Origin of the sequence: Streptomyces sp. NPDC001231, assembly GCF_042896885.1 — a bacterium.
Classification (GTDB): domain Bacteria; phylum Actinomycetota; class Actinomycetes; order Streptomycetales; family Streptomycetaceae; genus Streptomyces.
Window position 1 is genome coordinate 23,075 of record NZ_JBIAXS010000038.1, and the last position, 18,596, is coordinate 41,670.

General features: G+C 71.8%; 19 protein-coding genes and 1 tRNA gene. 7 read left to right on the top strand and 13 right to left on the bottom strand.

Features of this window, described 5'->3' with window-relative positions:
• Window positions 1-9: 9 nt before the first annotated feature.
• The 10 genes from ACFY3J_RS33505 to ACFY3J_RS33550 all read right to left on the bottom strand — a co-directional run bounded on the left by ACFY3J_RS33505 (window position 10) and on the right by ACFY3J_RS33550 (window position 10,324).
• Entirely contained in the window at window positions 10-1,383 is a 1,374-nt protein-coding gene (locus ACFY3J_RS33505) for a cytochrome P450 (RefSeq protein ID WP_384171553.1), read from the bottom strand.
• Window positions 1,380-2,465 carry an epi-isozizaene synthase gene (gene cyc1, locus ACFY3J_RS33510; RefSeq protein WP_384171556.1) on the bottom strand — a complete coding sequence of 362 codons (1,086 nt, stop codon included), beginning with the start codon at window positions 2,463-2,465 and terminating at the stop codon, window positions 1,380-1,382. Before cyc1 ends, ACFY3J_RS33505 begins: the two co-directional genes overlap by 4 nt.
• A gap of 290 nt (window positions 2,466-2,755) precedes the next feature.
• On the bottom strand, window positions 2,756-3,406 hold the full coding sequence (gene def / locus ACFY3J_RS33515) for a peptide deformylase (RefSeq protein WP_384171559.1): 651 nt from the start codon (window positions 3,404-3,406) through the stop codon (window positions 2,756-2,758).
• A 163-nt stretch (window positions 3,407-3,569) separates the two neighbouring features.
• Window positions 3,570-4,550: a tetratricopeptide repeat protein gene (locus tag ACFY3J_RS33520; protein WP_384171562.1), complete on the bottom strand. Its 981-nt coding sequence runs from the start codon at window positions 4,548-4,550 to the stop codon at window positions 3,570-3,572.
• A gap of 105 nt (window positions 4,551-4,655) precedes the next feature.
• A complete protein-coding gene (locus tag ACFY3J_RS33525; protein ID WP_384171565.1) occupies window positions 4,656-5,894 on the bottom strand; it encodes an HD-GYP domain-containing protein in 1,239 nt (412 codons plus the stop codon).
• Window positions 5,891-7,321 carry an HD-GYP domain-containing protein gene (locus ACFY3J_RS33530; protein ID WP_384171568.1) on the bottom strand — a complete coding sequence of 477 codons (1,431 nt, stop codon included), beginning with the start codon at window positions 7,319-7,321 and terminating at the stop codon, window positions 5,891-5,893. Before ACFY3J_RS33530 ends, ACFY3J_RS33525 begins: the two co-directional genes overlap by 4 nt.
• Window positions 7,322-7,570: 249 nt before the next feature.
• Window positions 7,571-7,882 carry a mycothiol system anti-sigma-R factor gene (rsrA, locus tag ACFY3J_RS33535; RefSeq protein WP_384171571.1) on the bottom strand — a complete coding sequence of 104 codons (312 nt, stop codon included), beginning with the start codon at window positions 7,880-7,882 and terminating at the stop codon, window positions 7,571-7,573.
• Window positions 7,879-8,574, bottom strand: a complete 696-nt coding sequence (gene sigR / locus ACFY3J_RS33540) for an RNA polymerase sigma factor SigR (protein WP_384171574.1) — start codon at window positions 8,572-8,574, stop codon at window positions 7,879-7,881. The genes rsrA and sigR overlap by 4 nt, the downstream gene beginning before the upstream one ends.
• A 255-nt stretch (window positions 8,575-8,829) precedes the next feature.
• The gene (locus tag ACFY3J_RS33545) at window positions 8,830-9,480 is read right to left on the bottom strand and encodes an alpha/beta family hydrolase (RefSeq protein ID WP_384172593.1); all 651 of its coding nucleotides are present in this window, start codon (window positions 9,478-9,480) and stop codon (window positions 8,830-8,832) included.
• A 28-nt stretch (window positions 9,481-9,508) separates the two neighbouring features.
• Window positions 9,509-10,324 (bottom strand): SOS response-associated peptidase, encoded by an 816-nt coding sequence (locus ACFY3J_RS33550; RefSeq protein WP_384171577.1) that lies wholly within the window; start codon window positions 10,322-10,324, stop codon window positions 9,509-9,511.
• Between the two features lie 50 nt (window positions 10,325-10,374).
• Here ACFY3J_RS33550 and ACFY3J_RS33555 point away from each other — a divergent pair, with 50 nt between their 5' ends.
• From ACFY3J_RS33555 to ACFY3J_RS33570, 4 genes are all read left to right on the top strand, one after another.
• Complete coding sequence (locus ACFY3J_RS33555) at window positions 10,375-11,097, top strand: M50 family metallopeptidase (RefSeq protein WP_384171580.1); 723 nt, start codon at window positions 10,375-10,377, stop codon at window positions 11,095-11,097.
• Window positions 11,098-11,256: 159 nt separating this feature from the next.
• A complete protein-coding gene (gene aroA / locus ACFY3J_RS33560) occupies window positions 11,257-12,573 on the top strand; it encodes a 3-phosphoshikimate 1-carboxyvinyltransferase (protein ID WP_384171582.1) in 1,317 nt (438 codons plus the stop codon).
• An 18-nt stretch (window positions 12,574-12,591) separates the two neighbouring features.
• Window positions 12,592-13,602, top strand: coding sequence for a ribosome small subunit-dependent GTPase A (rsgA, locus tag ACFY3J_RS33565; RefSeq protein ID WP_384171585.1), 1,011 nt, complete (start codon window positions 12,592-12,594; stop codon window positions 13,600-13,602).
• A 120-nt stretch (window positions 13,603-13,722) separates the two neighbouring features.
• On the top strand, window positions 13,723-14,046 hold the full coding sequence (locus tag ACFY3J_RS33570; protein ID WP_100568156.1) for a multidrug efflux SMR transporter: 324 nt from the start codon (window positions 13,723-13,725) through the stop codon (window positions 14,044-14,046).
• Window positions 14,047-14,071: 25 nt separating this feature from the next.
• Here the strand turns inward: ACFY3J_RS33570 and ACFY3J_RS33575 are convergent, their stop codons facing one another.
• Window positions 14,072-14,680, bottom strand: coding sequence for a TetR/AcrR family transcriptional regulator (locus ACFY3J_RS33575; RefSeq protein ID WP_390842410.1), 609 nt, complete (start codon window positions 14,678-14,680; stop codon window positions 14,072-14,074).
• Window positions 14,681-14,884: 204 nt separating this feature from the next.
• On the opposite strand from ACFY3J_RS33575, the gene hisN reads away from it, so the two are divergent.
• Together hisN and ACFY3J_RS33585 are read left to right on the top strand one after the other, a co-directional pair.
• A complete protein-coding gene (hisN, locus tag ACFY3J_RS33580) occupies window positions 14,885-15,682 on the top strand; it encodes a histidinol-phosphatase (protein WP_384171591.1) in 798 nt (265 codons plus the stop codon).
• A 176-nt stretch (window positions 15,683-15,858) separates the two neighbouring features.
• Window positions 15,859-16,269: a cyclic nucleotide-binding/CBS domain-containing protein gene (locus ACFY3J_RS33585; RefSeq protein WP_141358560.1), complete on the top strand. Its 411-nt coding sequence runs from the start codon at window positions 15,859-15,861 to the stop codon at window positions 16,267-16,269.
• A 72-nt stretch (window positions 16,270-16,341) separates the two neighbouring features.
• Here the strand turns inward: ACFY3J_RS33585 and ACFY3J_RS33590 are convergent, their stop codons facing one another.
• Window positions 16,342-17,793: a catalase gene (locus ACFY3J_RS33590; RefSeq protein ID WP_384171595.1), complete on the bottom strand. Its 1,452-nt coding sequence runs from the start codon at window positions 17,791-17,793 to the stop codon at window positions 16,342-16,344.
• Window positions 17,794-17,936: 143 nt separating this feature from the next.
• On the opposite strand from ACFY3J_RS33590, the gene ACFY3J_RS33595 reads away from it, so the two are divergent.
• Entirely contained in the window at window positions 17,937-18,353 is a 417-nt protein-coding gene (locus ACFY3J_RS33595; protein ID WP_141358564.1) for a Fur family transcriptional regulator, read from the top strand.
• A 139-nt stretch (window positions 18,354-18,492) separates the two neighbouring features.
• Here the strand turns inward: ACFY3J_RS33595 and ACFY3J_RS33600 are convergent.
• Window positions 18,493-18,566, bottom strand: a tRNA-Met gene (locus ACFY3J_RS33600).
• Window positions 18,567-18,596 lie beyond the last annotated feature (30 nt).

An 18,596-nucleotide genomic window follows, 5' to 3' on the forward strand; every position in this document is an offset into this window, starting at 1 on the left:
CCGCTCACGTCACCTGAGCACCGGGCGCACCAGCATCTTCTGCGGGCGCAGGGTGATACCGACCCGGGGCGTGCCGTCCGACCCGGGAACCTCCTCGAAGCGGAACTTCGTCGCCACCGCGGCGGTGAACAGGCTCAAAAGCGCCATCGAGAAGTGGTCGCTGGGACACTTGCGGTTGCCCACACTGAACGGGCTCATGGCGTATTTCGGTACGTCCTTGGCGCGTTCCGGAAGCCAGCGGTCGGGGTCGAACTCCAGGTTGTCCGGATACGAGCGCCGATCGCGCTGGACGGCGTACGGGCTGTAGATGATGTCCGCCCCGGCCGGAATGCGATAGCCACCGAGTTCGGTCTCGGTCACCGCCCGCCGCGTCAATACCCATACGGCGGGCCGCAAACGCATCGTCTCCACGATGACATTGTTGGTGTGCGTGAGCTTGCGGACGTCGTCGAATCCGACGGGACGGCCGCCGGTGACGGATTCGACCTCCGCACGGATCCGGTCACCGTGTTCCGGGTGTATCGCGAGCACCCGGAGCAGCCACATGATCGTGGCGCCCACCGTTTCGCTGCCCGGGGTGAGTATCGCGACCACCTGGTCGTGGATCTCCTGTTCCCCGATGGGCTCGCCATTGTCGTCCTTCGCCGTCAGCAATGCCGTCAGCAAATCGTCCGGATTCCGGCCGGACGCCCGGCGCTCGGCGATGATCTCGTCGACGAGGAGATGCAGATCGGCCAGCGCGCGGTTGAATTCGCGGTTGGCCGGCAGCGGCAGCCGGTACAGCGGCCCGAGCGGCACCACCATCCGCTGGTACATCCCGCGGAAGACGGTGGCCAGCGCGTCGCACAGCCGGTCGGCGCACTCGTCCATGTACTGGCCGCGCAGCAGGCAGCGGGCCGCGATGCGCACGGCGATCCGGAAGGCCTCCGAGGCGCAGTCGATCGTCTCCCCGGGCCGCCAGCGCTCGGTGAGCGCGTGCGCCTCCTCCTCCATGACCGGCCCGTAGGCGGGGATGGCGTCGAGCCGGAAGGCGGGCTGGATGGTGCGGCGCTGGCGCCGGTGCAGCGCGCCGTTGGAGGTGGCCACCCCCTCCTTGCCGACCAGGCCCTCCAAGGACTCCCACAGCGGGCCGGAGATGATGTAGTCGGGGCTGAGGGCCACCGCGCCGGTGAGGGCGGGCGTGGTGACGGCGTACACCGTCTTCGGGCCGAGCTTGAGCCGGACGACGTCGCCGTGGTCGCGCAGCTGGGACATGAAGGCCAGCGGATCGCGGACCAGTTTCAGACCGTGGCCGAGAAGCGGCACCCCGCCCCCGGCCACCGGTGGCTCCTGCGGGCCCGGGGCGTTGTGCCGGGCTGTCGACCGCACCGATTCGGCGGTCATTTCCCACCTGCCCCTTCGTTGTCGACGTACGGGGGTGTGGCCGGGTCCTCCCAGCTGTCGACCATGTACCGGCCGGACTCGAGGTGGAACCAGTAGACGGAACTGAACCAGTTCCGCATATTGCCGAGGCAGGCCCTCACGGCGGCGCTCAGTTCCTTTCCCCGTACCGTGTCGTCCGCGAGGCCGTCGGCGAAACGCAATCCCTCCTGTTCCGCGATCAGGAATTCGGAGACGCATCCCTCGAGGCGCCCGCGCATTTCCGCTGTCGCCTCCTCCAGGCTCAGCCCGTCGTGTTTGACGAGACTGATACCGAGATTGTGCACCTCGCCACCCGCTATTTCCTTGGGCAGTGAACACAGATCGTTGTACCAGGCGGCGAATTCCTGACTGAGCAGCGCCGGACGCCGGTACGCGGGATTCTTGCGGACGGCGTCCGGGAGTTCACAGCCGGCGCTCGGCTCCAGCAGGTCGGTCCAGATCCAGTGGGCGAAGGTGAACCGGCGTAGCGCGAGGTATTCCTCGACCGTGGGCACAACGTCCGCGATGCGGTTCTGGAATTCCCGGTCGTAGGCGTCGATCACCGCGTGGAAGTGCCGCGCGAAGCGGGCGTTCCATCGCGCCGACAGGAACGAGTAGAAGCGCAGCACAGTGTCCGCGAACCCCGCGACCAGGGGGTCCTGGTGGTGCAGGTGGTCCTGGGGGGAGTCCAGGGCCGTGTGCAGCGCGCGGCACAGCCGCTCCCAGGCGGCGGGCCGGCCGTGGACGACGTCGCGGTCCTGACGGTCGTCCCAGAGGAAGAACCACGCGCTGAAGTCCGCTATCGCCTGGAGCACCTCGTCGGGGGCGCCGATGAAGTACCCCGCCATGAGGTCCGTGTAGCCGAGGCTGTCGGCGTGTTCCTCCACCTTGTCCGCGGACATGAGCCGCTTTTCCAGCAGCCAGCTGCGTGTCTTCTCCTGGGGTTGGGGCCAATACCCGTGCAACTGCCTGGGAAACTCGGCCTCGATCACCGGAAGCGCGAGCGTTGGTGGGACTGCGACCGCTGTCGTTGTCGGTGTGGTGCTGTATGGGAAAGCTGGCACGAAGAAACCCCTCTCAGCCGCCGGTGGCGCACGCCCTTCCGCCGTGCCGGGCGCACGCCGTCGCGTATCCCCGCACCCCCATTCAGCACCACAACTGACCGTTCTGGGAATGGATTTGCTCCATTCATCACTTCGGGATGCCGAGAATCTCCCCTTGTGTGACTGATTACGAATCACCAGAAGCGCACAAGGGATCGAATGTGTGACGGACACAAGTACGGCGCCCGACCGGACGTTCCGGTCGGGCGCCGTGCGCACGGGCCACTGGCGCCCCAACGGGCGGCAGAGGATCAGTCGTTGGCGACCACGGGGTAGCGCGGCTCGTTCTCGGCCATCTGCCGCAGCGCGTCCTTGCGCTCACGCTTGGAGAGCCGGTCGATGTAGAGGTAGCCGTAGAGGTGGTCCGTCTCGTGCTGGAGGCACCGCGCGAAGTAGCCGGTGCCCCGCACCTTGATCGGGTTGCCCTGCTCGTCCTGCCCGGTCACCTCGGCGTAGTCGGGGCGGGCGAGCGGAGCGTAGGCGGTGGGCACGGACAGGCAGCCCTCGTTGCTGTCGTCCAGCCGGCGCCGCTCGGCGGGCAGTTCGACCAGCCGGGGGTTGCAGACGACCCCGACGTGCCGGGCGCCCTCGTCGTCCGGGCAGTCGTAGACGAAGACCTTCAGGTCCACGCCGATCTGGTTGGCGGCCAGGCCCACGCCCTCGGCGGTGTGCTGGCTGGCGAACATGTCGGCGACCAGCTGCTGGAGCTCCTCGCCGAAGTCGGTGACGTCCTTGCACTCCTTGTGCAGCACGGGGTTCCCGACGACCGTGATGGGCCGGGAGGTGCCGCGCTCACGCCAGGCCGTCTCGCGCTCCTCGCAGTCCTCCGTGTCGACGACGTATCCCTCGTCGTCGACGGGGAGCACGCCCGCGTGCTGCTGATCGGTGTCCTGCTGCGCCATGACCGACGTACGCCTTCCTGACAAGAACGGGGAGTGAATTCTGATACAGGGTACGGGGCCCGCGCCCCCGACCCGGCCCAGGAGTGTCCGATATGCGACTGTGCCGGGAGGACACGGCCGGCCACAACGGGTCCGCCGGCGGGCCCGAGGCGGACCGGCGTCCTCAACAGACCTCTTCCAGATCCCGCCAGTCCCGCGAGTCCGGGCTGTCGGCCACCCACCCGTCCAGCAGCCCGCGGACCAGGGCGGCCGGAGCGGCCACTCCGCACTCCCGCTCCGGCACCCACAGCTGCCCGTCGGTGCGGTGCCCGAGCGGTCCGGGGTGCCCCGGCTCGCTGTGGTCGTGCGGGTCGAGGTGCACGCCGTCGCCCTCGTCGGACGGCATCCGCGACTCCGAGCACATCCGGCACAGCAGCCGTACGGACGACGACCAGTCCTCGGCAGCGAAGCCGGCGTCGGCGGCGAGCTGCTCCAGCGCGTCCCGGTCGGCCTCGGTGGCGGCCTCCAGCAGGACCACCCAGGTGGGCACCGGCGAGGGCGCCCACAACTCGATCTCGTCGAACACGGGGTAGGTGTGGCCGGCCGCGGTGGTCCGCTCCCCGTGGGGCACGCCGTCGTGCAGTACGACCTCGCCCCAGCGCCGCCCCGAGGAGGGCAGCGGGATGGACAGCACCTCGATCCGGGCCGGATCCAGGCGCCGGCCCCAGACCACCTCGGCCTCGCCCTCCGGCGACAGCCGCACGGCCGCGCTGCCCAGTTCCATGCCCATCGGCTCCCCGGCGGCGGCCGCGCCTCCGGGCACCTTCAGTCCGTACGCCTGCCAGGCCCGCCGGGCCAGAGGCCAGTCCTGGAGGGCGGTGGCGGCGATGCCGACGTTCCACCAGTCGGGCGCGCCGGTCTCCTTCTCCAGCAGGGCCACGGCCCGCAGGCCCGCCGCCCTCGCCTGCTCCCAGTCGTGCCGGAACTTGTGCAGCAGGGCGAGGTTGAACCAGGACTCGGCCAGCCAGGGCTCCAGGTCGGCGGCGCGTGTCAGCAGCGCGCCCGCGTCCTCGTACCGGCCGTCGCCTATCAGCGTGAACGCCCGGTCGGTGGCCTGCCGCCAGGAGGCGGAGGGCCGGTGCCGTCCCTTGCCGAAGATCCTCACGATTCCCGCCTGCCAGTTCCGTCGAGTGGGTCGGCTTCTGCCCCCGGACACCCTCTCATTCGCATCCAACCACGTACGACTGGAGGGACGCTCATTACCCATGGGTTACCCCCCGGCGGGAAGCGTCAGGCGGTCCCGCGACAGTACCCGGCCCAGTGACTCCACCACCTCGGGGGCGTATGCGCCGGCCCCCGCCAGCCGCAGTTCCTCCAGCGCCCTGAGCGGGCCGCCGGGCCCGGCGTCGCGCGCCTTCTCCTCGTAGGCGTTGACCGCCCGCACGATCCGCGCGGGCAGTGGCTGCTCCCGGCAGGGGTCGGCCTGCCGCTCCACCACCACCGCGACCCGGGAGTCGACCCCGGTCTGCCGCACCACGGCCCCGCCGAGCAGCGCGATCCGCCGCTGCTCCTCGGCGGGCAGCCCCGCGGTGGCCCCGGCGGGCACCGGGTCGACCAGGCTGAGCTGCCCGATGTCGTGCATCAGGGCCGCGTGCTCCAGCACGGTCAGCTCCGGTTCGATCAGGCCCAGGTCCCGGCCCACGGCCCGGCTGAGCGCGGCCACCCGCCGGGCGTGCCCGGCCGGGGTGTACCCGGCGACCTCGGTGGCCCGGGCCAGGGAGGCGATGGTCTGCCGGTAGGTCCTCCGCACCGCCGCGTACCGTCGGAGGGACAGCTGGGTGAGCAGCAGCGGCAGCGAGAACACGGGCAGCGCCCACAGTCCGGCCACGGCGACGGCGAGGGCCATGACCGCGCCGGTCGCGCACACCGCCGAGCCGATCCCGAGCAGGCTTCGCAGCTCCTCCCGCAGCAGCGGGCCGAACGGCCACCGGGTGCGGCAGTGCGCCTGCGCGGCGGCGAGAACGGCGCCGCACAGCGCGGTGAGCACCAGGAGCGCGAGCAGCAGCAGGGCGTACGCCGGACCGACCCACCCCCGGAACACCCCTTTGCCGTAGAGGGGTTGGAAGCAGACGGCGGCGAAGGCGACGGTGAGGATCCGCCGCACGAGGTGGTCGAGCGTCCGCCCGCACCCGCGCGCGATGTGCGGCACACCGCCCAGGAGGCAGGCGGCGAGCACCACGGCGACGACCTGGAAGGCGCCGTGGTGGCTGGATCGGCCGGCGTCCTCGCCCAGCAGGGCGTACGACAGCGCCCCGGCGGCGCCGAGCGGCGCGGCCTCCCGGGCCTCCGACCCGGTCCACCGGGCGAGTTCACCGACGAGGACCAGCAGCCCGAAGGCGAGGGCGGCCCCGCGTTCCTCGAGGCCGGTCCACAGGGTGACGGCGAGGGACAGCAGGGCGACCAGGACCGCCGAGCCGCGGATGAGGAGCAGCAGGAGGGACCGGCTCATCGACGGGCTTCCGGCCGGCCGCCCGCGGACCGCTCCGGCGCACCGCCGGGGCCGCCGTCCCCGGCGGCGGCGCCCGCCGCCGGAACGACGGGCGTGTCCTCCGCGCCGCCGGGAGCCGCCGCCGGGCCCGTGGTGCCGGGGACGGCACAAAACGGTGCCGGCGGGGCGACGGGCGTACCGTCCTGCGCGGTGACCGCCGGGTGCCAGCCGTACCGGTCCAGGGCCCGGACCAGCGCCGTGACCATCCGCGGGTCGAACTGGCTCCCCGCGCAGCGCTCCAGCTCCGCCAGCGCGGCGGGCACCGGCCGGGCCCGCCGGTAGGACCGGGTGGACGTCATCGCGTCGAAGGCGTCCGCGACGGCCACCACACGTGCGCTCTCCGGGATCTGACCACCCATCAGTCCGTACGGGTAGCCGCCTCCGTCGAGCCGTTCGTGGTGGTGCAGGATCGCCGAGCGCGCCTCGCCCAGGAAGGAGATCCCGCGCACCATCTCGTGCCCGTACTCGGGGTGCAGCTCGATCACGCGCCGCTCCTCGGGGGTCAGCGGCCCGTCCTTGCGCAGCAGCCGGGTGGGGACGCCCAGCTTGCCCACGTCGTGCAGGATGCCGGCGAACCGCAGCACCTCGACCCGCTCGTCGTCCATGCCGAGCTCGCGCGCGATCATCATGGAGGCCTGGCCCACCCGCTCGCTGTGCCCACGCGTGTAGCCGTCCTTGATGTCGACGGCCTGCACCAGCGCGCGGATGGTGGCCCGGTGCGCGGACCGCTCCCGGTGGTACTGGGCGTACACCCAGCCGGACACGCACATCGGCAGCAGCACGAGCAGCGCGGCGACCGGCCCGTAGGGGCTGCGCCACAGCACGGCCATCATCAGTCCCGCGAGCCCGTGCACCGCGATGGGCGCCGGCGACCGGGCGAACAGCCCCTGCCAGGCCCGCCGTACCGGCACGTGCTCGGCGAGCGCGAGGACCCCGCCGTCCAGCGCCGTCAGCGCCAGGCAGAAGGCGAGCACGGCGGCACCCGCGGGGAGGAGGACGTAGGGGAAGTCGCACCCGTCGACGGCGTCCCGGCCGCCCAGCGCCCCGTGCACCCGGGCGGCCGCCCACACCGCGAGGGCGAGCTGCGCGGCGCGCCAGATCCGGCGCAGCCCCTCGGGCCGCCGTCCGGCGCGGGCGAGCAGGACGCCGGGCAGCGGGACGAGCGCGGCGACGGGCGGCGGCAGCAGGAAGGCCGCCGCGAGCAGTACGGGGTAGAAGGGTCCGGCGAAGCCGCACCGGGCGAACTGCCTGCACCCGGCGTACACCGCGGTGAGCAGGGCGACCGCCCACCAGGGGGTGTGCGTCACCGGCAGCGGCAGCAGACAGGCCACGGCACCAAGGGCGGCACAGGCGACGTACGCACGGGCCCGCGGTGGAACCGCCTCCATGCCGCCCCTCCCCCGTCATGCCTCTCCCCTGGGAGCGTAGGGCGCACAGCCGGGAGTCCACGGGCCGAAGACCCGGGGATTAGCACGTTCGGGTGAAGAGCGTCCGGGTGGGTGCCCGAAACGGGTCCGCAAGCATCTCCGAGGCGCGTCCGACGTCTGTGCGAGCGCCGGGTGCGGGCGGTGCCGGGTGCGGGCGGCAGGCGCGAAGGGAGCCGACGGGGCGACGCGCGGGTGTCCGCGCGCGGCGGGTCAGGACTCCTGCTGAGTCACCGGTGCCGCGGTCACGTCGTGCTCGGGGACGGCCTGGCCGGAGCGGATCAGATCGAGCCGCCCCATGACCTTGGCGCGCAGGTCGGCGGGGACGTCGTCATGTCCGCAGCACCGCTTGACCAGCTTCTTCACGGCCTGCTCCAGGCCGTACTTCTCAAGGCACGGCGAGCACTCCTCGAAGTGGTGCTCGAACTTGGTGCGATCGATGTCCGGCATCTCACTGTCGAGGAACTCGTAGAGGTGGTCGAGTACCTCACTGCAGTCCGTCTCGTGCGGGTCTCCGCAGCTCATGAGCCCGAGCCTTTCGCTTCGTTCGACTCTCCGGCGCCGGCCGGGACCAGTCCGCGCTCGCGGGCGTAGTCCTCGAGCATGCCGCGCAGTTGACGGCGGCCCCGGTGCAGCCGGGACATCACCGTCCCGATGGGTGTCCCCATGATGTCCGCGATCTCCTTGTACGCAAAGCCTTCTACGTCCGCGAGGTAGACGGCGATGCGGAATTCCTCGGGGATCGCCTGAAGCGCTTCCTTCACGTCCGAGTCGGGCAGGTGGTCGAGCGCCTGCGACTCGGCGGAGCGCAGACCGGTCGACATGTGCGACTCGGCACGCGCGAGCTGCCAGTCCTCGATCTCCTCGGCGGCACTGCGCTGCGGCTCGCGCTGCTTCTTGCGGTAGGAGTTGATGAAGGTGTTGGTGAGGATCCGGTACAGCCACGCCTTGAGGTTGGTGCCCTCACGGAACTGGTGGAAGGACGCGTACGCCTTGGCGTACGTCTCCTGCACCAGGTCCTCGGCGTCGGCCGGGTTGCGCGTCATGCGCAGGGCGGCCGAGTACATCTGGTCGAGGAATTCCAGCGCGTCCCGCTCGAAGCGCGCGCTGCGCTGGGCCGTCGACTCCGCGGATGCGCCCACGCCCGTGCCCCGGCCCTCGGGCTGCTCCGCCTGGCCGTTGTCGGTCCCTGCGTCGGTACCGGGAACCGGACCCACCTCCTCAAGCGATGTCGTGGCACCGAATGCGGTTCCACTCGAATCGGAGGATAGACGACGACCCGTGCCTGCCGCCGCTCGAACTGGAGCGGTCCTCGCCGCGTGCAGCACCGTCCAGTCCAGGTCAGTGCGGCTGCTGCGGCTCGGGCAAACGGTCGAACCCATGCGGCGGACTTCCTCTCGTGTGACGTCGGCGCCGCTGAGCGGCACTACTGTCCGGCTCAACAGCGGCGGTCCGCCAGGCATTCCCGGGGGTCACGGGAGTGACGCGGTCCACTGGGCGACGCCCTCGGTGATGATCTCCAGGACCTGCTCCTGCGTGATCCCCGCCCGCTTCGGCACGGCGAAGCCGTGATCGCCGTACGGCACCTCGACGAGCCGGTAGGAACCCTCCGGGAACTCCCCGGGCCTGCCGAACGGGTCGTTGCCGCCCTGGACGACGAGCGTGGGCACCCCCGCGCCGAGCAGCTCGTCGGCGCGGGACTTCTCGGGCCTGCCCGGCGGGTGCAGCGGGAAGCTGAGGGCGAGCACGGCGTGCCCGCCCAGCTCGGCCGCCGTACGGCAGGCGACGCGCGCCCCGGCGCTCCGGCCGCCCGCGACCACCGGCAGCCCCGGCCCGGTGAGGGCGGGCCACAGGCCGCGCCAGCCGGCGTCCAGCGTCCGCGGCGCGGGTGCCACCTTCCGGCCGGCCACCCGCCAGGGCTGCTCGACCAGTGCGACGGTGACCCCGTGCGCCGGGAGTGCGCGCGCCAGGGCCTGGAGGTCGCGGGCCTCCACACCGCCGCCGGCTCCGTGGCCCACGGCGAGCACCAGGCGTGCCCCGTGGGCCCGGTGCCAGGTGATCCGCGCCGCGCCCGCTTCCGTCTCGACGATCTCGCTCACGTCGCTCATGTCCATGTCGTTCATGTTGCTCACGCCGCCCACGCCGCCGAAGTCAGAAGAGTGTGCCCTCTTCCGGTGCCGCGAGCTCCTCGAGCAGCTCCGGTCCGTTGTTGCGGACGTTGCTGACGGCCGTGGACACCGGGTAGGCGCGCATCAGGCCGGGGGCCGGCGGGGTGAGCAGCGCGCGCAGGTCGTCCGGGTCGGTGCGGGCCGGGTCCAGCCAGGCGTCCCAGCGGTCGGGGGTCAGCATCAGCGGCATCCGGGGGTGGATGTCGGCCAGCGAGCGCGGGCCCTCGGCCGGGGCCACCGCCAGCGGGGTCTGCTCGGCGTCCGTGGTGATCACCGAGCAGGTCGCCCACCAGGCCCGCGGGTGGTCGTCGGGCAGTGTCCGGTCCCGCCAGAACTCGTAGAGCCCGGCCATCGCGAAGACCGATCCGTCGGCCGGGGTCACGAAGTAGGGCTGCTTGCGCGGCCGCTTGCGCCTGCCCTCGACCTCCAGATCCCGCTCCTGGGTGCCGGTGACCCACTCGTAGTAGCCGTCGGCGGGCACGACACAGCGCCGGGTGGCGAAGGCGCGGCGGTACGACGGCTTCTCGTGCACGGTCTCCGCGCGCGCGTTGATCATCCGGGCGGCGCCCTCGGGGGACTTCGACCAGGACGGGACGAGTCCCCACCTCAGCTTCCGCAACTGGCGAACCGGGCGACGGTCGTCGGCGTCCTTCAAGGGACGGTCCAGGACGACGTGGACCTCCTTGGTCGGGGCCACGTTGTAGTCGGGCTCCAGGGTCTCCTCCGGGTCCCACTTCTGGATCTCGAAGACTCCCGCGAGGTCCTCGGGGCCGCGACTCGCTGCATACCGTCCACACATACGTGCAACACTGCCAGACCGCGCACACGGACAGGGAGCCACTCGGAAACATGGACAGCCTCGCCGCCACCGCGCTGCCCGATCTCTGGGACCGGCTCGTCGGCACCCAGCCCGATCCCGACGTGTGGGTGGTGCTCGCCACCGCGGCCGCCGCGCTCGCGGTGGTCGTCCCGCACGGCCTGTGGCGCGTCTCGCGCAACGCGATCACCATCGCGCACGAGGGCGGTCACGGGCTGGTGGCGCTGCTCACCGGACGCACGCTGACCGGCATACGCCTGCACTCCGACACCAGCGGCCTGACCGTCAGCCGGGGCAAGCCGCACGGCATCGGCATGATCCTCACGGCGGCGGCCGGCTACACCGCTCCCCCGCTGCTGGGCCTGGGCGGCGCGGCCCTGCTCGCCACCGGTCGCATCACGCTGCTGCTGTGGGTGGCCACGGCGCTGCTGGTCGCGATGCTGGTGATGATCCGCAACGCCTACGGGGCGCTCACCGTGCTCCTCACCGGCGGCACGTTCCTGCTGGTGTCCTGGCTGACCGGGCCCCAGGTACAGGCCGCGTTCGCGTACGCGGTGGTGTGGTTCCTGCTGCTCGGCGGGGTGCGCCCGGCCTTCGAGCTCCAGGCCAAGCGGGCGCGCGGGGGCGCCGGTGACTCGGACGCGGACCAGTTGTCGCGGCTGACGCACGTCCCGGCGGCGCTGTGGCTGTTCCTGTTCCACGCGGTGTCGCTGTGCTCGCTGATCGGCGGCGGGCGGTGGCTGCTGACGGGGTGAGGCGGTCCCTCCGCTCTCCCTCGTCCGTCCCTCGTCGCCGGGCGCGGTGTCGCAGGTCACGTGGCGGAGCCACTGTCCTGCGGTGCCGTGCGCCGAGCGTGCGTGCCAGGGCGTCGGGGCGCAGGCAGGGAACTCGGAACAGGCCCTAAGGTGGGGACCATGGCCCCGAACCCCACGCACACCGCCCTCTGGCCCGCCCCGCACGCGAGCGGAGCCGTCGACGCGACGGTCCACGTGCCGGGGTCGAAGTCCGTCACCAACCGCGCCCTGGTGCTCGCCGCCCTCGCCTCCGAGCCGGGCTGGCTGCGCCGCCCGCTGCGCTCCCGCGACACGCTGCTGATGGCCGGCGCGCTGCGGGCCATGGGCGTCGGCATCGACGAGGGCGTGGGGCCGGACGGCACCGGGGAGGCCTGGCGCGTGATCCCCGCCGGGCTGCACGGCCCGGCCACGGTCGACGTCGGCAACGCCGGCACGGTGATGCGCTTCCTGCCGCCGGTCGCCGCGCTGGCAGACGGCCCCATCCGCTTCGACGGCGACCCGCGGTCGTACGAGCGTCCGCTGGACGGCGTCATCGACGCGCTGCGCGTCCTCGGCGCCCGGATCGACGACGACGGCCGCGGCGCGCTGCCGATGACCGTGCACGGCAGCGGCGCGCTGGACGGCGGGCCGGTGGAGATCGACGCCTCCTCCTCGTCCCAGTTCGTCAGCGCCCTGCTGCTGTCCGGACCGCGCTTCAACCAGGGCGTGGAGGTCCGGCACACCGGGTCGTCGCTGCCGTCGCTGCCGCACATCCGGATGACGGTCGACATGCTGCGGGCGGTCGGCGCGCAGGTGGACACCCCCGAGTCGGGCGGCGAGCCGAACGTCTGGCGGGTCACCCCGGGCGCCCTGCTCGGCCGGGACCTGGTCGTGGAGCCCGACCTGTCCAACGCCCAGCCCTTCCTCGCGGCGGCGCTGGTGACCGGCGGCAAGGTCGTCATCCCGGACTGGCCGGCCCGGACGACCCAGCCGGGTGACCGGCTGCGGCAGATCTTCACCGAGATGGGGGGTTCCTGCGAACTCACGGACTACGGCCTGGTGTTCACCGGTTCGGGTGCCGTGCACGGCATCGACGTGGACCTCGGCGAGGTCGGCGAGCTGACCCCGGGCATCGCGGCCGTCGCCGCGCTCGCGGACTCGCCCTCGACCCTGCGGGGCGTGGCCCATCTGCGGCTGCACGAGACCGACCGTCTGGCCGCGCTGACCAAGGAGATCAACGAACTCGGCGGTGACGTGACCGAGACGGCCGACGGCCTGAGCATCCGCCCGCGCCGCCTGCACGGCGGGGTCTTCCACACCTACGAGGACCACCGCATGGCGACGGCCGGCGCGATCATCGGCCTGGCGGTCGAGGGCGTGCAGATCGAGGACGTGGCGACGACGGCGAAGACACTGCCGGACTTCCCCGATCTGTGGACCGGGATGCTCGGGGCGTAGGGACGCGGGGATCACGCCATGCGCCGCTACGGCAAGCACACCGACGAGGACGACATCCGCAGCCGCCCCAACCGCAGGGGCAACCGGCCGCGCACGAACATCCGCCCCAAGCACGAGGACGCCGCCGAGGGCATGGTCCTCACCGTCGACCGGGGACGGCTGACGTGCCTCGTCGACGGCCGCGCGGTCGTCGCCATGAAGGCCCGCGAGCTCGGCCGCAAGGCCGCCGTCGTGGGCGACCGGGTGGCCCTCGTCGGTGACCTGTCCGGGGCGAAGGACACCCTCGCGCGCATCGTCCGCATCGAGGAGCGCGGCTCGGTCCTGCGCCGCACCGCGGACGACGACGACCCCTACGAGCGCGTGGTCGTCGCGAACGCCGACCAACTGGCCATCGTCACCGCGCTCGCCGATCCCGAACCGCGCCCCCGGCTGATCGACCGCTGCCTGGTCGCGGCGTACGACGGCGGTCTGGAGCCGCTGCTGGTCCTGACGAAGTCGGACCTGGCCCCGCCGGACAAACTCCTGGAGCTGTACGGGGATCTGGACATCCCCTACGTCGTCACCAGCCGTGCGGAGCTGGACGCCGGCGCCGCCGCGGACCGGGTGCGCGAGCAACTCGACGGGAAGGTCACGGCGTTCGTCGGCCACTCCGGCGTGGGCAAGACGACACTCGTCAACGCGCTGGTGCCGGCGGAGCGGCGGCGGGTGACGGGACGTGTGAACGCGGTGACCGGCCGGGGCCGGCACACCACCACCTCCGCGCTCGCGCTGCCGCTGGCGGGCGCGGCCGGCTGGGTCGTGGACACCCCGGGCGTACGGTCGTTCGGGCTCGCGCACATCGATCCGTTCCGGGTCATCCACGCCTTCCCCGAGCTGGAACAGGGCACCGAGGGCTGCCCGCGCGCGTGCAGCCACGACGAGCCGGACTGCGCGCTGGACGCGTGGGTCGCCGAGGGGCACGCGGACCCGGCCCGGCTGTACTCGCTGCGCCGGCTGCTGGCCACGCGGGAGCGCAAGGAAGGCGACTGACCTCCGCGTTGTTTGGGTGCGGTGCGGTCCGGCAAGTGCATAATCGCACGGAGCCGGATCATGACCTGCCCCAAGCACGACCAAGCGGTCACGGCATGCGGACCCACGGGAGGACAGCACATGGCGTGGCTGCTGGTCATCGTTGCCGGGTTGCTCGAGACCGGCTTCGCCGTGTGCCTGAAGCTGTCGCACGGCTTCACCCGGCTCTGGCCGACCATCGCCTTCTGCTGCTTCGCCCTGGGCAGTTTCGGTCTGCTCACCCTGTCCCTGAAGAAGCTCGACGTCGGCCCCGCGTACGCGGTGTGGACCGGCATCGGCGCGGCGGGCACCGCGATCTACGGCATGGTCTTCCTCGGCGACCTGGTCTCCACGCTGAAGATCGTGTCGATCAGCCTGGTGATCATCGGGGTGATCGGGCTCCAGCTGTCCGGTTCCGCGCACTGACGCGGCGGTGCGGAGGGCGGACGGGTCAGCCCGGTTGGCGCGAGAGTGCGCCGCGTACCAGTTCGGCGACCCCGCCCCGGCCCGGCGGCGCCGCCACGCACGACAGGGCGAGGCGGATCACCAGCTCGCAGGCGCGGGCCAGCTCGGCGGTGTCCGCCCTGGGTGCGCCGGGGGCGGAGAGCAGGGTCACGGCGCGGTCGCGGACGATCGCCACGAAGTCGCCGGGCGAGGGCAGCGGGCCGTCGGCCCGGCGCTGGGCCGGAACCGCGCTGGAGGACGGCACCGCCGACAGCGTCGGCGAGGGCAGCCGGTCGCTCCAGCAGCCGGTGAGCATCGCCTTCACCAGCGCGTTGCCCCGCGCGGCGGACACGGTCCACTCGGCGGCGGCGGTGAGCCGCTCGCGCGGGTCGGCGGGGGTGGTCAGGGCTCGTTCGACGCCGATGAGATAGCCGTCCGCCTCCCGCCTGACCAGGGCCCGCGCGAACCCCTCCTTGCTGCCGAACTCGTTGTACAGCGTCTGCCGGGAGACCCCGGCCGCCGCGGCCACGTCGATCATCCGTACCGCGGCCCACGGCCGCCGTGTCAGCGCCGTGTAGGCGGCGTCCAGCAGGGATTCCCGCGCTGCAGACATCATCGCCTCCCCGGGGCGAGCGGCTCTGCGCCCAGATTTGACGCCCCGGAACGCACTGTCAAGGGTCCGTGACAGCATGTGCGCGCCACCGCGGGCGCACGCGCCACCGCGACCTTTGGGCCTCTCCCGGGTCGCGCGGCACTTCCGCACACCGGGCCACCCCGCCCCCCGTAGCCCCGTGTCGCCCCAGGCGGATACGGTTCTCGCATGCCGGACTACCTGGACGATCTGCGCCTGGCCCACGTCCTCGCGGACGCCGCCGACGCCGCCACCATGGACCGTTTCAAGGCCCTCGACCTCAAGGTCGAGACGAAGCCGGACATGACCCCGGTCAGCGAAGCGGACAAGGCGGCGGAAGAACTCATCCGCGGCCAGTTGCAACGCGCCCGCCCCCGCGACGCGGTCCTCGGCGAGGAGTACGGCATCGAGGGCACCGGCCCCCGCCGCTGGGTCGTCGACCCCATCGACGGCACCAAGAACTACGTGCGCGGCGTCCCGGTCTGGGCCACGCTCATCTCCCTGATGGAGGCCGGCGCGGGCGGCTACCAGCCCGTCGTGGGCGTCGTCTCCGCCCCCGCCCTGGGCCGCCGCTGGTGGGCCGCCAAGGGCCACGGCGCCTTCACGGGCCGCAGCCTGGCGCAGGCGAGCAGGCTCCAGGTGTCCCGCGTGGGGGAACTCGCGGACGCCTCCTTCGCGTACTCCTCGCTCGGCGGCTGGGAGGAGCAGGGCCGCCTGGACGGCTTCCTCGACCTGACCCGCGCGGTCTGGCGTACCCGTGCCTACGGCGACTTCTGGCCGTACATGATGGTCGCCGAGGGCTCGGTCGACTTCTGCGCCGAGCCGGAGCTGTCCCTGTGGGACATGGCCGCGAACGCGATCATCGTGACCGAGGCCGGCGGCACCTTCACCGGCCTCGACGGCCGCCCCGGCCCGCACAGCGGCAACGCCGCCGCGTCCAACGGTCTGCTGCACGACGAGATGCTGGGGTATCTCAACCAGCGCTGACGCGAGGGGGGAACGCCTGCGCACGCCCCCGGCCGGCCGCGCACGCCCCCTTGTTGACCCCCGTTTTGCCTGAGACTCTGGGAGTTCCCCCACTTGTGAACTTGTGCAGTGCTCAACAGACGCCTTCGGCGCCTGGCACGCATCAGCCGGATTCCCCGAGGAGGTGGCTCCATCCCATGCTCGTCCGCGACGCCATGAGCACGGTGGTCCTCACCATCGGTCCCGCACACACCCTCCGACAGGCGGCGGCCCTGATGTCCGCGCGCCACGTCGGCGCCGCCGTCGTCCACGACCCGGACGCAGGCGGCATCGGCATCCTCACCGAACGCGACGTCCTCAACTCCGTGGGCCTGGGACAGAACCCGGACACGGAGCGCGTACACGCGCACACCACCACCGACGTCGTGTTCGCCGCGCCGTCCTGGACCCTGGAGGAGGCGGCCCGGGCCATGACCCGCGGCGGCTTCCGGCACCTCATCGTCCTGGACCACGACGAGCCTGCGGGCATCGTCTCGGTCCGCGACATCATCCGCTGCTGGGCGCCGGTCCGGCAGCACGCTGCGGCCGCGGGTGCGGGCACGGCCTGAGCGCACGCCGGCGGGCCGCACCCCCGAAGGGACCCGGCCCGCCGTCCACGACAAGCGTTCCAGTGCTGGAGATCAGCCGCGCAGGGCCTGGACCGCGGCCTCCAGCCGCTTGCCGAAGTCCTCGTCCGCCTGACGGAAGTTGCCGATCGCGCGCTCGGCGATGTCCTCGCGCGAGACCTGCGAGATCGCGCCCGCCAGGTTGCCGATCAGGCGCTCCTTCTCCTCGTCCGACATCAGACGGTAGAGGTTGCCGGCCTGGACGAAGTCGTTGTCCTCGGCGTGGACCGCCGCCTCGTGGTCACCGGTGACGCCGGAGACCGTCACGGGCTGCCACAGCGGCCGGTCCGTCTGGAACGGCCCGCCGAAGCTGTTCGGCTCGTAGTTCTTCGCACCCTTGTGGCGGCCGTCGTACAGGTAGCCGTCACGGGAGTTGGTGCGCGCCTCGGTGGCGTGCGGACGGTTCACCGGCAGGTGGTCGGCGTTGATGCCGACGCGGTAGCGGTGAGCGTCGCCGTACGCGAAGAGGCGGCCCTGGAGCATCTTGTCCGGGGAGGGACCGATGCCCGGCACGAAGTGGGCGGGGCTGAAGATCGACTGCTCGACCTCGGCGAAGATGTTCTCCGGGTTGCGGTTGAGCTCCAGCTTGCCGATCTCGATCGGCGGGTAGTCCTCGTGCGGCCACACCTTGGTGAGGTCGAACGGGTTGAAGCGGTAGGTCGCCGCGTCGGCCGCCGGCATGATCTGCACCTGCACGGTCCAGGTCGGGTACTCGCCGCGCTCGATGGCCTCACGCAGGTCGCGCTGGTGGGAGTCGGGGTCCTCACCGGCGAGCCGGGCGGCCTCCTCGGCGGTGAGGCTCTTGATCCCTTGGTCGGTCTTGAAGTGGTACTTGACCCAGAAGACCTCGCCGGCCCCGTTGCTCCACTGGTAGGTGTGGGAGCCGTAGCCGTTCATGTGCCGGTACGACGCCGGGATGCCGCGGTCGCCGAACAGCCAGGTCACCTGGTGCGTCGACTCCGGAGACAGGCCCCAGAAGTCCCAGACGTTGTCCGCCTCCTGGCTGCCCGTGTAGGGGTCGCGCTTCTGGGTGTGGATGAAGTCGGGGAACTTGATGGCGTCCTTGATGAAGAACACCGGGGTGTTGTTGCCGACGAGGTCGTAGTTGCCCTCCTCGGTGTAGAACTTCAGCGCGAAACCGCGGGGGTCGCGGACCGCGTCGGCGGCGCCGAGGTTGCCCGCCACGGTCGAGAAGCGGAGGAAGGTCTCCGTCTGCTTGCCGACCTCGGAGAGGAACTTGGCGCGCGTGTACTGGGTGACGTCGGCCGTGACCGTGAAGGTGCCGTAGGCGCCGGCGCCACGGGCGTGCACCACGCGCTCCGGGATGCGCTCGCGGTTGAAGTGGGCGAGCTTCTCCAGCAGGAGCTGGTCCTGGACGAGCACCGGGCCGCCGACGCCCGCCGTCTCGCTGTTCTGGTTGTCGGCAACCGGAGCACCGGCCTCCGTCGTGAGCGGCCCCTGGGTCACGTCGCCTCCTGGGTCATTTCCATCGCGCCTGTCTCTTGGCCAAAGCCAGTCTCGATCCTACAATGGACTTAGTCCAAGTCAAGTGGAGCTCCAAAGTCACACTGGTTCGGGAACTATTTCCCCTTGCTGTTAGGCTGGTCGGTATGAGTGACCTTCTGGAACGGCTGCGCGGACGCGGATGGCGGATGACCGCGCAGCGGCGTGTGGTGGCCGAGGTCCTCGACGGCGAACACGTTCACCTGACGGCCGACGAGGTCCACGCCCGGGCTGTCGCCAAGCTGCCCGAGATCTCCCGGGCGACCGTCTACAACACGCTGGGCGAGTTGGTCTCCCTCGGTGAGGTCCTGGAAGTCGCCACGGACAAGCGCGCCAAGCGGTACGACCCCAACGCGCACCAGCCGCACCACCACCTGGTCTGCGCCGGCTGCGGCGCGATCCGCGACGTCCATCCGAGCGGCAACCCGCTGGCCGACCTGCCCGACTCGGAGCGCTTCGGCTTCACGGTCTCGGACGTGGAGGTCACCTACCGCGGCCTCTGCCCGAACTGCGCGGCGGCCTGACGGTCACACTCGTGAAAGAAGGACCCCCGGCACCTCGACGGTGCCGGGGGTCCTTCTTTCGTGATCCGTCCCGGGAAGCGCGCCTCCGGAAACACCGAGGGCCGGAATCCTTGATCGGATTCCGGCCCTCGGCCTTCAGTAGCGGGGACAGGATTTGAACCTGCGACCTCTGGGTTATGAGCCCAGCGAGCTACCGAGCTGCTCCACCCCGCGTCGGTGAATGCAACATTACGTGAACGGCGG